This is a genomic window from Borborobacter xinjiangensis (assembly GCF_047739745.1).
Classification (GTDB): Bacteria; Pseudomonadota; Alphaproteobacteria; order Rhizobiales; family Rhizobiaceae; genus Pseudaminobacter.
In genome coordinates this window covers 211488-223650 of the sequence record NZ_JBLLVA010000002.1, presented here as the reverse complement: position 1 = coordinate 223650, position 12163 = coordinate 211488, and the positions used below count along the sequence as shown (strand labels likewise).

The following is a 12163-nucleotide window of genomic DNA, read 5'->3' as shown; positions in this document are numbered from 1 at the left end:
CCCCTTTCTAGAGTGCGGCTCGAACCTATCGACGGCACCCGCCTGGGTCCAGTTGACAGAAAGTCGCCCAATGACGATGCGGAAATGGTGGCGTTCAGGGCTTGCGCTTGACCGAAAGCCCGGCGCGGCGCCTGGCGTCGTCGATCAGCATGTTGGCCACCTGCATGCGCACCATGGCGCGCTGGCGCAGATGTGGCGCAACCCGATCGGGATGATTGTTGAACGCAAAGCTACGGCGAAGTCGTCCAAAATCGGCGTTCGCCTTGGCGATGCCCAGCCCGAGTTCCGCCGCAATCGCTTCCGGATCGACCGGCGGCAACTCCTCGTCGGCTGCACCGCTTTCCGCAAGCCGCTCGAGATTGGAAAGAAAGGCGGCGAGGCCACCCTCATAGCCGTCGGCCGCCTCACGATATTCCGCCGTGGCATGATCGGCCGCAACCCTGATCCGGCCTGAATGCAGCTCGTCGGCGACTGAAAGATAATCGACACGGATCGATGGCGGCGGAAGAGGCTCGTCCGCACGCGCTGGCGCCACAAAAAGATCGTCGAGCAGCGAGGCGAAATCGCGATCGGTTCCGGTTCCCAAGAAAGCCCCCTCGCCCATCGGTTCGCAACTGGCCCTTGGGCTGACAATAGGGTGAGGCCGTTAAGAATAGCTTGGCGACATGTCGAAAACTTTAGCTGCCTGGGTCAGGCTCCACCTGGCACGGATGCCTGAGACATCGACACGGTCATCGGGAACCTCTTGCGTGACCCGATTGGAGTAACGCCTCGCCGAAACGGATTGCAAAGGGCCACGATGGCGCCGCATTCCATGCTAGAGAATCAGGCATTCCAGTGGAGATTCGCGATGAAAGCACTCCTTGCCGCCACGGCCATTTCGATGCTTGCCGCGAACGCCGCCTGGGCCGCCGAACCGCCCTATCTGGACGACCGATCGGATGCCGCATCCCTCATCCGCTCGCTCTACAACGCCATCAACCGTCGCGAATATTCCCGTGCCTGGGACTATTTCGGCGAGACGAAGCCGGCCAAGGATTTCAAGAGTTTCGTCGAAGGCTATGAGAAAACCAGCGAGGTCCGTGTCGTCACCGGCGAGGCCGGAGCCGAAGGAGCGGCAGGCAGCGTCTACTTCAACATTCCAGTCGCGATCCTCGCCCGTGACAAGGACGATACGGAAACGGTCTTCGCCGGCTGCTACACGGCGCGGCTAAGCAATCCGCAGGTGCAGGAGCCACCCTTCATGGCGCTCCACATCGAAAAGGGCGCCCTGAAGCCTGCCGAAGGGCCATTGGAGGATGCGTTGCCCGCGACATGCGGCGACGGGCCGGCGCCTACGCCCAAGGATGCGGTGCTCGAGCAGGCACGAGCCGCCTTCATCGCCACCCATGCCGAACAATGCACTTCGCTGGAGCCCGGCCAGGACGACAGCGCCGCCGGCCCCGAGGAATATGCGATCAATTTCCGCGCCGGCCATGATGCCGAAACCGATCCGGAGCGGAAGGCGCGGCTGTTCCGCTTTTTCTGCACCGCCGGCGCGTACAATCAAGTTCACGTCTATTATCTCGCCGACGACACAGGCAGCGTGCGCGAATTGCATTTCGCCACGCCGGAACTGGATATCCACTATGAAAACGGCGACAGCGAGGGCAAGGTCGAGGCGATCAACACCATCGGCTATCGAGCCGCCGGCGAACTGATCAACTCTTCCTATGATGATGCGACGAGGACGATTACCTCGCACGGCAAATGGCGCGGCGCGGGCGACGCCTCATCCAACGGAACATGGCTGTTCCGTGACGGCGATTTCACTCTCGTCCAGTACGACGTTGACGCTTCCTACGACGGCGAGATCAATCCGCAAACCGTTCTCGACTACAACACCGCGCCGTAGACAGTCGACAAACCGAATCAGGATCAAGCACGAAACTATCGCGTTGAAAGGTTATTTTACGGCTGCGCCGACAGCATCCAGTCGAGCGCTTCGCGCCAGTCGATCATGCGGATCGGCGTGCCATGCGTGCCGGTTTCGAAGCGCACGAAGCGGGTCGGATAACCGGACGATGCGTCCGCTATAGACCGGAAGAATGCCTCCTGGTTCTCCACCGGAAAGACGGTGTCGCGACTGCCATGCGCGAAGAAAACCGGAACCTTGCGCTTGAAGGCGGTGCTTGACAGGAAGGACTCATCCCAGAGTGAGCCGAGCAGGAACAGCCCCGAAATGCGCCGGTTGGCCCGTCTGTCGTCGGCAAGCTTCCAGCACAGGGCCCCGCCCATCGAACCGCAGGCGACGAAGAGCGGCGCGCCAGGCGATCGGTCCGCATAGTGCGACATCAGGGCGGCGATCTCGGCAGCACCTTTATCGCCGAAATCCGAAAAATCCGGCGACAGATAGAGCCCGCCATTTGCCGCCGCCAGGTTCTTCAGCCGATTGAAATTGCCGCCGAACGTGAAGTCATCGACGCCCTGCTTACGGCTGCCGCCCTGCCCATGCAGGTAAAGGACGATGAATTTGGCATTCTCCCGCGCCCCGACCGCGAAGTGGCTTACGTCGCCGGCACCGGTTTTCAGCACCAGGTCCTTTTGGACGCTCCTTACCCTCGTCGAGACGTATTTCGCGCGCACGCGTCGTTCTGGAATCTCGTCGCGACCATTGATGTCGCGCATTTCGCGATAGTCAACGACCGTATAGGCGCCGCCATCGGACGAGGAGATTATGCCAGGATAGGCAAAGAGCTCGTCCTTGTAGGGCGAAAGCGTTGTTTGGCCGGCGATCGCTGTCGAAGGCAAGCTTACCGCCAGAGCCAGCACTGCGCGGCGCAACATGGCGGGTGACTTCATTGGGCGTATCTTCTAGTCATGTTTCCTGCAACACGCCACCGGCGTGCGACATTGCATCCCGAGTGTCGACATCGACAGCGGCACCCGCGCCGATTTCGACGTCGATGACATTTTCGCCTTCGTTCTCGACCAGATGGCGGGCTCCGGTGTCGCCTTGCAGCGCCGCCACTGCCGGAAACACCGACTTAGGCAGCAGCACCGGATTGCCGCGCTTGCCATTGTGGGTGGCGCGCACGATCGGCATTGCGGCATCGGACTTGAAGGCATCGATGACGCGATCGAAATCGGCGGTGGTAACGCCAGGCATGTCGCCAAGCACGATCAGCGCGCCGGCTGCGTCCGCCGGAAGAGCGGCCAAACCTACCTTCAGGGATGAAGACAGGCCTGAGGCGAAATCCGGATTGTGAGCGAACCGCACGTCGAGCCCGGACAAGGCCGTCTCGATGCGTTCCGACTGATGCCCGGTCACGACGATGGTGCCGGCTGCGCGCGACACCTTCACCCGCTCGACCGTCTGACGGATCAGCGGCCGGTCTGCGAAAAGCGCCATCAGCTTGTTCGGCCCGCCCATGCGGCTCGACCGGCCGGCCGCAAGGACGACAGCGTAGACGTTGCGGCGCATCGGCTTCGGCGACGCATCGCGGGGTTCCGGCCGTGCCGGGATTTCCATCAGCAGGCCGCCGACGCCCATGTCGGCAATGTCGTCCTTGGTCACTTCCACATCGGCGATCAGCCGATCGAGAACCCAGTCGAAGCCGTTCTCCTTCGGACTGCGAGCGCAGCCCGGCGCGCCGAGCAACGGCTTTCCGTCGCGCTCGCCAAGCACGAAAAGATTGCCGGGATCCACCGGCATTCCGGCACGAAACACCGTGCCGCCTGAGGCACGGATCGCAGCCGGGATAACATCTTCCGGATCGCTCATGGCGGAGGCGCCGAACACCAGCACCATATCCGTCTGGTCAGACAATTCGCGGATTGCGGTGGCAACTTCCTCGGCTGCATGCGGCGTGCGCCGTTCGGCGACCACGTGGCTGCCGGTGCGGCCAAGCCGAGCCTCGGTGACCCGCAGCGTCTTATCGAGAACGCTGGCCTTGACGCTTGGCAGAACCGTCTGGATCACACCCACGCTCCTTGGACGGAACGGGCGCACGGAAAAAGCCTCCCTGCCGTCGGCCAGCGTCAGAACCTCCCGCATCACCGGCGCAGGCACCGCATAGGGAATGATCTTGACGGTCGCCACCATCTGGTCGGCAAGCACGGAAGCGTAGGCGGCCACGGTTGCAACCGTGACAGAGGGATCGACGTGGTTGATAGCGTCGATCAGGTGCTTGTCGACCGTGAACAGGCCCGCCTGTTCGGCATAGAGATTGACCCGTCCCGTGGTCGCCGGTTTCGCGACCACGCCGGAGAACTGAAGCGCTTCCGCTATAAGCGTCGCCGCCTCGTTTTCCTCCACGTCGTCCTTATCGAGGATTGCAACGACGATTTCCTTGAACCCCGCCGCCTGCAGGACGGCAATATCCTCGGCCGTCAGCACATGCGCCTTGCGCAGCCGCTTGTCACCGGCCATCGTCGTATGCGCAAGAATTGTACCTTCCGCTTCACCGACCGGAACTGGTCCGAACTTCACGCCGCCTCCCCCTTCGTATCACCCGCCGCACCGCGCGAGCGCAACGCTGCAATGATCTGCGCCAGAACGGCGACAGCAATCTCGGCGGGGCTTGCCGCTCCGATGTCAAGACCGATCGGTGAGTGAACCCGCGCGATCGCATCTGCCCCAACGCCCATCTCACGCAGCCGTTCGACCCGTTTGGCGTGGGTCTTGCGGCTGCCGAGCGCGCCGACATAGAAGCAGCCCGCATCGAGGGCGGCTTTCAAGGCGAAATCATCGATTTTCGGATCGTGCGTCACGGCGGCGACGGCAGTATAGGCGTCGAGCGGACGGTCTTTCAACACCACCTCCGGCCACTCGGCGAAAAGCGGAACATCAGGGAAGCGTTCAGGCGTCGCGAAAGCCGTTCGCGGGTCGATGATTTCCATGTCGTATCCGGCGACCTTGGCCATGGGCGCAAGCGCCTGACTGATGTGGACCGCTCCGATAACGACCAGCCGCGGATGCGGAACGTGGACGTTGAGGAAGAACGTCCGTCCTTCGACCTCCACGGCTCCGGACCTGCCGGTGCGGAAAGCTTTGCCGATCGCCTCGCCCAATTCACCGCCGACAGCCTCGCCCTCGCGCACGATGCGGTCGCGGCCGTCGCCGAGATCGGTAACCAACATAGCCGCCCGGCGTGCCCGGCGCTCGGCGTTAAGCTTTTTGAGATGCAGCGGATCCATGTCAGCCCAACCGCTCGACATAGACCTTGATGCGACCACCGCAGGACAGCCCAACCTGCCAGGCCGTCGCGTCGGCGACACCGAACTCGAGCATCCGCGGCTTGCCGCTCTCGATCACATCGGCGGCTTCGGCGATCACTGCGCCCTCCACACAACCGCCTGAAACCGAGCCCTCGAAATTGCCTTCGGCGTCGATCACCAGATGGCTGCCGACCGGACGCGGCGCTGAACCCCAGGTTTCCACCACGGTGGCAATGGCAACATCCTTGCCAGTTGCCATCCAGCTTTCAGCGATGGCGAGCGGATCACGGCTTTCATCCAGATGCGCTTGGATCTCCATGGCGTCTCCTCCTTCAATTCATGCAGCGTATGTTTCGCCGGCCCTCATCCAACGACGCGGATCGGCATCGCGGTCATTTGATTTGTCGAGCGACGCGCAAAGGTCGGACAAGGCGTTCAGATTGTGCACCGGCCGAAACTCATCGACGTGAGGCAGCATCGCCTTGACGCCGCGCGCGCGGGGCTCGAAACCATCGAAGCGCAGCAGCGGGTTCAGCCAGATCAGCCGTCGGCAAGACTTCCGCAACCGCTCCATTTCCTTGCTCAAATCACCCACCTGATCGCGCTCCAGCCCGTCAGTTATCAGGAGCACGATTGCACCCTGCCCAAGCACGCGGCGCGACCACAAAAGGTTTAAGTCGTGCAGCGCCTCGCCGATGCGCGTCCCTCCCGACCAGTCGCGCACCGCGGCCGAACAATCGGCCAGCGCCTCGTCGGGATCGCGATGGCGCATCTGGCGCGTCAGGTTGGTCAGTCGCGTACCGAATACGAATGTATGCACCCGCCGCCGCTTTTCGGTCAATGCATGCAGGAAATGCAGGAAAATCCGTGTGTATTGGCTCATGGAGCCGGAAATATCGGCCAGAACGACCAGCGGCGCCTGAATTTCGCGCGGTGTCCTGAATTCAGGCAGAATCAGTCCGCCTCCCGACCTGGCCGCCGCGCGCATCATGGCGCGCGGGTCGATACGGCCGCGATGGTGGGGCTTGAAACGCCGTGTCCTCGTCATATCGAGGGGCAGTCGAAGTGCGGCTATGGCGCGCTTGGCCTCGGCGATCTCGGCGGCATCCATCTGCGCAAAATCTTTGGCGCGCAGCACTTCGTCGGCCGAGACGGTAAACCTTGCATCTACATCATATTCCAACGTCTCGCGCGGCGGCCTGTTCTTTTGCTGTCCCTCGAACAGCGCCTGGCCGACGCGCGTTTCGGCAGCGCGCGGCTTCGCCTTCTCGCGGTTTCCCGGCGCCACCGGCGAAAACATCGCGATCATTTTCTCGATCAGCTCACGCGATCTCCAAAACAGGCGGAACGCTTCATCGAAGACCGCATGATCCTCGTGACGCGAGACGAACACAGCATGCAGCGTCCAGTAGAAATCGTCACGCGAGCCAATGCCGGCGGCAAGCACCGCCTCGATCGCATCCTTGACCGAGGCGGGGCCGACCCGCATGCCGGCCTTTCGCAGAGTGCGGGCGAAATAGACGATGTTGTCGGCGATGCGTCCGTCAGGCCTGGCGGTATCCGGCATCGACTTCATGTCAGCCAACCGCCGAAAGCTCCGCCTTCACCTCCTTCAGGATGCGGCGGCCCTCGCCCTCTTCGATGCGCGCTATATCGTCCTGATATTTCAGCAGAACGCCGATCGTGTCGGATATGGTTTCCGGATCGAGCGCCACCTTATCGAGTTCGTTCAGGGCATTGGCCCAGTCGATCGTCTCGGCCACGCCCGGCACCTTGAACAGGTCGAGGTCGCGCAGTTTCTGGATGAAATGGACGATTTCGGCGGACAGGCGCCGGTTCGCGTCGGGCACCTTGCGACGGACGATTTCGAGCTCACGTTCGGCGTCCGGATAGTCGACCCAATGATAAAGGCAGCGGCGCTTCAACGCATCGTGGATTTCGCGCGTCCGGTTGGTGGTGATGATGACGATCGGCGGCTCCTTGGCCTTGATCGTTCCAAGCTCGGGCACTGTCACCTGGAAGTCGGACAGGATTTCCAGCAGAAACGCCTCGAACGCCTCGTCGGTGCGATCGAGCTCGTCGATAAGGAACACCGGCGCGCTGCCCTCCTCGCCGGTAAGCGCGTCGAGCACCGGGCGGCGGATCAGGTATTTTTCGGAGAATACGTTGCGCTCCATGTGGTCGCGGTCGACCTTGCCAGCCGCTTCCTCCATGCGGATCTCGATCATCTGAGCGGCGTAGTTCCACTCATAGACGGCCGAGGAGACGTCGAGCCCTTCATAGCATTGCAGCCGGATCAGCCGACGGCCGAGCGCCTGCGCCAGCACCTTGGCGATTTCCGTCTTGCCGACGCCCGCCTCGCCCTCCAGGAACAGCGGCCGCTTCATGCGCAGGCTGAGGAAAAGCACCGTCGCCAGCGACCGATCGGCGACGTATCCGCCCGCCGTCAACATGTCGAGCGTTTCGTCGATCGTTTGAGGTGACGGCAGCGCTGCCCTGGTCATTGCCTCTCCGTGCCCGCCGACCTCAAAGCACCCGGTAGCTGCGGGCGTGATAGAGGAGCGGCTCGAAATTATCGCCAAGGCGCAAGCCTGTCACCTTGCCAAAAAGCACACGATGGGTGGCGAGATCCTTGGTGTCGATCAACTCGCAGTCGAACACGGCAAGCGCGTCTTTGAGCGTCGGCGCGCCGCTGGCGATCGTGTCCCAGCTTCCAAGCGCGAAACGATCGTCACTCGACTGGCCGGTCGCGCCGGAAAATGCCGCCGCAAGCGGCTGATGACGCGCCGCGAGCGTGTTCAGGGCAAAATTGCCGTTTTCGACATAGAGCAGGTTGTTCGGGTTTTCGCGGTTGAGACAGACCAGAACCATCGGCGGCGAATCGGATACCGAACAGGCTGCGATCACGGTGGCTCCGCGCCGGCCGGCCGGACCATCGGTCGTCACCACATGCACCGCGCCGGCAAAATGGCTCATCGCATCGCGATAGGCCTGCGGTTCGACGTCGTTCTTCTTCAGCACCTGAAACCCCAATCTGTCGGTCGCTCGGTATATATGGCCGCAACAGCGGCGCCACAAGCGAATGCGAATGGCACAGCGCCGTTCATTCGATTGTTGCGGAAATCCGGGCCAGCCTTTACGTCTTGACCGCAAAAGCCGGCTGCCGACCCGCCGGCACCGAGGATTGCTTTGATTCCATGAAGACGCACGCCGTCATCAGCGCCCTGGCCGGCATCGTGCTCGCCGGCGTCAACGCCCAGGCCGAGCCATTTCGCATCGGTGTCGCGGCGCCGCTGAGCGGATCGTCTTCCCTGCTGGGCCAGCAGATCGGCAACGGCGCGAAAGCCGCGGTCAAAGCCGATGCGGATGTTGAGCTGGTCGTCGCGGACGATGCCTGCACCGCGGCCGGCGGAGCCGAAGCCGCCCATGAATTCGTTGCCAGCAAGGTCGGCATCGTCGTCGGCTTCCTCTGCACCGAATCGATCGAGGCGGCGCTGCCGATACTGAAGCAGGCAAAAACCCCGGTGATCGCGGTCGGGCCGCGCGCCGACAGCCTGACCGACCGGCGCGAGAAGACCGGATGGTCCGTCTTTCGGCTCGGGCCGCGCGCCGATGGCGAACGGGAAGCGGCAGGGCAAATTCTGACAAGGCTGTGGCGCAACGAACTTTTCGCTGTCATCGACGACGGCACCATCTATGGGCGCGAGCTTGCCGAGAGCTTTCGCATCTCCGCCGAACAGGCGGGCCTCAAGCCGGTATTCGTCGACACCTTCCGCCCTCAACTGGAGAACCAGATCGGCCTCGTCGGACGGTTGCGCAAGGCAGGAGCCACGCATGTCTTTGCCGGAGGCGATCGCGACGACATCGCCATCATGGCACGGGATGCGGCAAAGATCGGAGCCGACATGATCTTTGCCGGCGGCGAAGCCTTGCGGGCCGCACCGGGCGACGTGCCGCTCGCTGCCGGAACGTTGATGGTCGGATTGCCGGAATGGGCGGATATTGCGAACCGAAACGTGGTTACAGCCCTGATTGCACGGAAAATCCAGCCGGACGGCTATGTTCTGCCGGCCTTCGCCGCCGTCGAAATCGCCACTGCGGCCATGGCCGAAGCATCGGCTTCCGGCAAGCCGCTGGAGACGATCCTGACAGACGGCGAATTCGCTACGGTGCTTGGCCCGATCTCGTTTGATGCCCAGGGTGATCTCTCCAAAAATCCCTATGGCGTGTTCCGTTTCGACGGCGCAGAGTTCACTCCGGTGGATGTGGAATGACTTTCAAGACCGGCTCCCGCAACCTCATCACCGACGTTGCCGGCCTCAGGGTCGGCAATGCCGACGACGCGGGGTTGAAATCAGGCGTCTCGGTCGTACTCTGCGACGAGCCTACTGTCGCCAGCGTGCAGGTGTTGGGCGGCGCGCCCGGAACGCGAGAAACCGACCTTCTGGAGCCGCACAATTCCGTGGAAGGGATCAATGCGGTGGTGCTTTCGGGAGGCTCCGCCTTCGGGCTCGACGCTGCATCGGGCGTACAGGCAGCATTGCGCGAGGATGGCATCGGTTTTGCGGTTGCAGACCAACGCATTCCGATCGTGCCGGCCGCCATCCTGTTCGACCTGATAAACGGCGGCAACAAGGATTGGGGGCGTCATCCACCCTATCGTGAACTCGGCTACGATGCGGTGCGTAATGCCTCGACCGATTTCGCGATCGGTACGGTTGGTGCCGGCAGCGGCGCGCTGACGGCCGGGCTGAAAGGGGGTCTCGGTTCCGCCTCGACCCGGCTCGACAGCGGCATCATTGTCGGCGCGCTGGTCGCGGCAAATCCGCTGGGCTCCGTCACGATAGGCAGGAGCCGGCATTTCTGGGCTGCCCCCTTCGAGATCGGCGATGAATTCGGCGGGCTGGGCTATCCGTCCCCGCTACCCGACGACGCGGCCGAGATAGAACTGAAGTTCCGTCAATCGGCAAAGGCCGGCATGAACACGACAATCGCCGTGATCGCCACCGACGCGGTGCTGACCAAGGCAGCGGCCAAGCGGCTGGCAATCGCGGCCCATGACGGCTTTGTCCGCGCTATCTGGCCGGCTCATACGCCAATGGATGGCGATCTGGTGTTTTCACTCGCCACCGGAAAAAGCGGCATAGTGCCTGAAGCCGACGCGGCGATGGATCTTTACGCCGCAGCCGGCGCCACCATGGCGCGGGCGATCGCTCGCGCGGTGTTTGCGGCAACGGTTGCGGAAGACGATTTGATGCCGGTCTGGTCGTCGCTCACCCGCTGACGGATCAGCTACCGTCCTGCTCCTCCTCGAACGTCACGGCAACATTGGCATTGGCCGAAAGCCGCACTTTGTCGCCCTCGACTTCGGCAACGAGAGCGAGCGGCACGTAATGATGGTGGCCCCGGTGCGAACCCTGGCCGCTATCCTTTTTGGTCAGCTTGATGCGGTGATCTTCCACCGCATCGACCGTGCCGACATGCACGCCGTCGGCGCCTATCACTTCCATATGTTCCCTGATCCCGCTGATGCTTGCCACGACTGGCCTCCTTCCGTTGATGGACCCCCGGCCAGCAACGCGCCGCCGCCGTTTTGGATGCATGGCGCAACGCAGTGTTAGGACCTGCGCGTCATGGTATGAAGCCGAACTGAAATCACCGAGGACGAAGACGATGAAATTCGCCAACAGGACCGGCATGGCCGGCCTTTTCATTCTGGCGCAGCTCGTCACCGCTCATGCGGGCGATACGGCGGAGGTCGAAATCCTCGGTTTCAGCCAGGATGGCGACATATTCGCCTTCGAGGAGTATGGCATCCAGGATGGGTCAGGTTTTCCCTATGCCAACCGCTATTACATCGACACGGCCACCGACAAGTTTCTGAAAGGAACGCCTGTCCGCGTCAGGCTTGACGATGAAAATGCCACGATTGCCCAAGCCCGTCGAAAGGCTCGTGAAGGCAGTCAGATCTTCATCGAGGACAAGACGCTCGCCGAAAACCGCGGGCACACCGTTGGCTTCAATGCCGTAACCGAACTCAGCGCCGATCCGTACCGTATCGTCGTCAATCCACGGCCGGTGTTTCCGCCCATCGACGATCCAATCGAGTTCCGCCTGGAGGAGTTCCCGCTCAAGGCCGGCGATCGTTGCGAGGGGCTCGGTGAACTGGCCGGCTTCAAGCTGGTGCGCATCGACGCCAAGCAGAAGGACAAGCCCGTCGTTCTGCATGAAGACGAGACGCTGCCGCAAAGTCGCTCCTGTCCGACCGGCTACCGGCTGGGCGGCGTACAAATGCTGTTTCCCACTGGCGGCAAGCCCACTTTCGCGGTGCTGGTCACCGTCGAGAGAGTGGGCTTTGAAGGCCCCGACCATCGCTGGATAGCAGTCACGGGCCGGCTGTGATGGCATCCCGCGCCGAGACCGTTGCCATCAACAACCTGGTGCCGCGTGGCCGTTTGCTTCGCAGCATGCCAACGGTGCGAGCTTCGATCGCGGGCGCCATTCTGTGGGCGATAACCATGGGCGCCAGCGCACTGTTCGGCCTTACGCTGAATGCGTGGGAAACGCCCGCCAGTGTGCGAGCCGTGACGATGCTGTTTGCGGTCGGCGGGTTCCTGGCCTTCCCCCTCGCCCTATTTCTTGCGCGTTTTCTCGCCGAGGGGCGACACGCGAACGCCGCCTTCGCGGCTTTCATGGTCTCGCTTGCAGTTGTGACAATCGCGTCCACGAGCCTCATCTACGCACTGCAATACCGCTCCTATTATGCGCACTCGCATGACGATGCCTTCACGATAACCTGGCTCTTGCAGTTCGTTTTCACGATGCTCGGCTCGCTCTATCAGTTTGCCGTTCTCGGCTTGCGGCTGTTTTTTCCGATCGGTTTTGCGGCGCTGTTCGTTGCGGCCCTGTGGTTTGCACGCTATCCGCGTTAAGCGCATTTTATTGCCGCATCAGGCTTGCCAGA

At 62.5% G+C, this 12163-nt stretch carries 14 protein-coding genes; 5 read left to right on the top strand and 9 right to left on the bottom strand.

All coding sequences use genetic code 11. The features are described from left to right. Positions 1-94: 94 nt before the first annotated feature. Positions 95-586, bottom strand: a complete 492-nt coding sequence (locus ACLKMW_RS03270; protein ID WP_415722944.1) for a hypothetical protein — start codon at positions 584-586, stop codon at positions 95-97. Positions 587-850: 264 nt separating this feature from the next. Between ACLKMW_RS03270 and ACLKMW_RS03265 the strand changes: the two genes are divergently transcribed. Further along, complete coding sequence (locus tag ACLKMW_RS03265; RefSeq protein ID WP_415722943.1) at positions 851-1894, top strand: DUF1176 domain-containing protein; 1044 nt, start codon at positions 851-853, stop codon at positions 1892-1894. 56 nt (positions 1895-1950) lie between these two features. Here the strand turns inward: ACLKMW_RS03265 and ACLKMW_RS03260 are convergent, their stop codons facing one another. Genes ACLKMW_RS03260 through ACLKMW_RS03230 form a run of 7 tightly spaced genes read right to left on the bottom strand, consistent with a single transcriptional unit; the run spans position 1951 to position 8220 of the window. After that, on the bottom strand, positions 1951-2841 hold the full coding sequence (locus ACLKMW_RS03260) for an alpha/beta hydrolase (RefSeq protein WP_415722942.1): 891 nt from the start codon (positions 2839-2841) through the stop codon (positions 1951-1953). A 16-nt stretch (positions 2842-2857) separates the two neighbouring features. After that, positions 2858-4471, bottom strand: coding sequence for an NTP transferase domain-containing protein (locus ACLKMW_RS03255; protein ID WP_415722941.1), 1614 nt, complete (start codon positions 4469-4471; stop codon positions 2858-2860). Next, positions 4468-5178, bottom strand: a complete 711-nt coding sequence (locus ACLKMW_RS03250; RefSeq protein ID WP_415722940.1) for an XdhC family protein — start codon at positions 5176-5178, stop codon at positions 4468-4470. Before ACLKMW_RS03250 ends, ACLKMW_RS03255 begins: the two co-directional genes overlap by 4 nt. Position 5179: 1 nt before the next feature. Then, positions 5180-5518 (bottom strand): XdhC family protein, encoded by a 339-nt coding sequence (locus ACLKMW_RS03245; RefSeq protein ID WP_415722939.1) that lies wholly within the window; start codon positions 5516-5518, stop codon positions 5180-5182. An 18-nt stretch (positions 5519-5536) separates the two neighbouring features. Beyond that, positions 5537-6775: a vWA domain-containing protein gene (locus ACLKMW_RS03240; protein ID WP_415723183.1), complete on the bottom strand. Its 1239-nt coding sequence runs from the start codon at positions 6773-6775 to the stop codon at positions 5537-5539. 1 nt (position 6776) lies between these two features. Continuing rightward, positions 6777-7703, bottom strand: coding sequence for an AAA family ATPase (locus ACLKMW_RS03235; RefSeq protein ID WP_415722938.1), 927 nt, complete (start codon positions 7701-7703; stop codon positions 6777-6779). Between the two features lie 22 nt (positions 7704-7725). Continuing rightward, positions 7726-8220, bottom strand: a complete 495-nt coding sequence (locus tag ACLKMW_RS03230) for a flavin reductase (protein ID WP_415722937.1) — start codon at positions 8218-8220, stop codon at positions 7726-7728. A 176-nt stretch (positions 8221-8396) separates the two neighbouring features. Between ACLKMW_RS03230 and ACLKMW_RS03225 the strand changes: the two genes are divergently transcribed. After that, positions 8397-9473 carry a branched-chain amino acid ABC transporter substrate-binding protein gene (locus ACLKMW_RS03225; protein WP_415722936.1) on the top strand — a complete coding sequence of 359 codons (1077 nt, stop codon included), beginning with the start codon at positions 8397-8399 and terminating at the stop codon, positions 9471-9473. Beyond that, complete coding sequence (locus ACLKMW_RS03220) at positions 9470-10483, top strand: P1 family peptidase (protein ID WP_415722935.1); 1014 nt, start codon at positions 9470-9472, stop codon at positions 10481-10483. The genes ACLKMW_RS03225 and ACLKMW_RS03220 overlap by 4 nt, the downstream gene beginning before the upstream one ends. Before the next feature lie 4 nt (positions 10484-10487). Here ACLKMW_RS03220 and ACLKMW_RS03215 read toward each other — a convergent pair whose 3' ends face one another. Further along, a complete protein-coding gene (locus tag ACLKMW_RS03215) occupies positions 10488-10739 on the bottom strand; it encodes a DUF2171 domain-containing protein (RefSeq protein ID WP_415722934.1) in 252 nt (83 codons plus the stop codon). Between the two features lie 133 nt (positions 10740-10872). Here ACLKMW_RS03215 and ACLKMW_RS03210 point away from each other — a divergent pair, with 133 nt between their 5' ends. Together ACLKMW_RS03210 and ACLKMW_RS03205 are read left to right on the top strand one after the other, a co-directional pair. Continuing rightward, a complete protein-coding gene (locus tag ACLKMW_RS03210) occupies positions 10873-11601 on the top strand; it encodes a DUF2259 domain-containing protein (RefSeq protein WP_415722933.1) in 729 nt (242 codons plus the stop codon). Next, entirely contained in the window at positions 11601-12131 is a 531-nt protein-coding gene (locus ACLKMW_RS03205; RefSeq protein WP_415722932.1) for a hypothetical protein, read from the top strand. Before ACLKMW_RS03210 ends, ACLKMW_RS03205 begins: the two co-directional genes overlap by 1 nt. The last annotated feature ends 32 nt before the right edge of the window (positions 12132-12163 follow it).

Excerpts from the sequence above, each read along its gene's own strand:
- ACLKMW_RS03220 (WP_415722935.1), top strand. The coding sequence starts at position 9,470 with ATGACTTTCAAGACCGGCTCCCGCAACCTCATCACCGACGTTGCCGGC.
- ACLKMW_RS03235 (WP_415722938.1), bottom strand. The coding sequence starts at position 7,703 with ATGACCAGGGCAGCGCTGCCGTCACCTCAAACGATCGACGAAACGCTC.
- ACLKMW_RS03260 (WP_415722942.1), bottom strand. The coding sequence starts at position 2,841 with ATGAAGTCACCCGCCATGTTGCGCCGCGCAGTGCTGGCTCTGGCGGTA.
- ACLKMW_RS03205 (WP_415722932.1), top strand. The coding sequence starts at position 11,601 with ATGGCATCCCGCGCCGAGACCGTTGCCATCAACAACCTGGTGCCGCGT.
- ACLKMW_RS03225 (WP_415722936.1), top strand. The coding sequence starts at position 8,397 with ATGAAGACGCACGCCGTCATCAGCGCCCTGGCCGGCATCGTGCTCGCC.
- ACLKMW_RS03240 (WP_415723183.1), bottom strand. The coding sequence starts at position 6,775 with ATGAAGTCGATGCCGGATACCGCCAGGCCTGACGGACGCATCGCCGAC.
- ACLKMW_RS03210 (WP_415722933.1), top strand. The coding sequence starts at position 10,873 with ATGAAATTCGCCAACAGGACCGGCATGGCCGGCCTTTTCATTCTGGCG.
- ACLKMW_RS03250 (WP_415722940.1), bottom strand. The coding sequence starts at position 5,178 with ATGGATCCGCTGCATCTCAAAAAGCTTAACGCCGAGCGCCGGGCACGC.
- ACLKMW_RS03265 (WP_415722943.1), top strand. The coding sequence starts at position 851 with ATGAAAGCACTCCTTGCCGCCACGGCCATTTCGATGCTTGCCGCGAAC.
- ACLKMW_RS03245 (WP_415722939.1), bottom strand. The coding sequence starts at position 5,518 with ATGGAGATCCAAGCGCATCTGGATGAAAGCCGTGATCCGCTCGCCATC.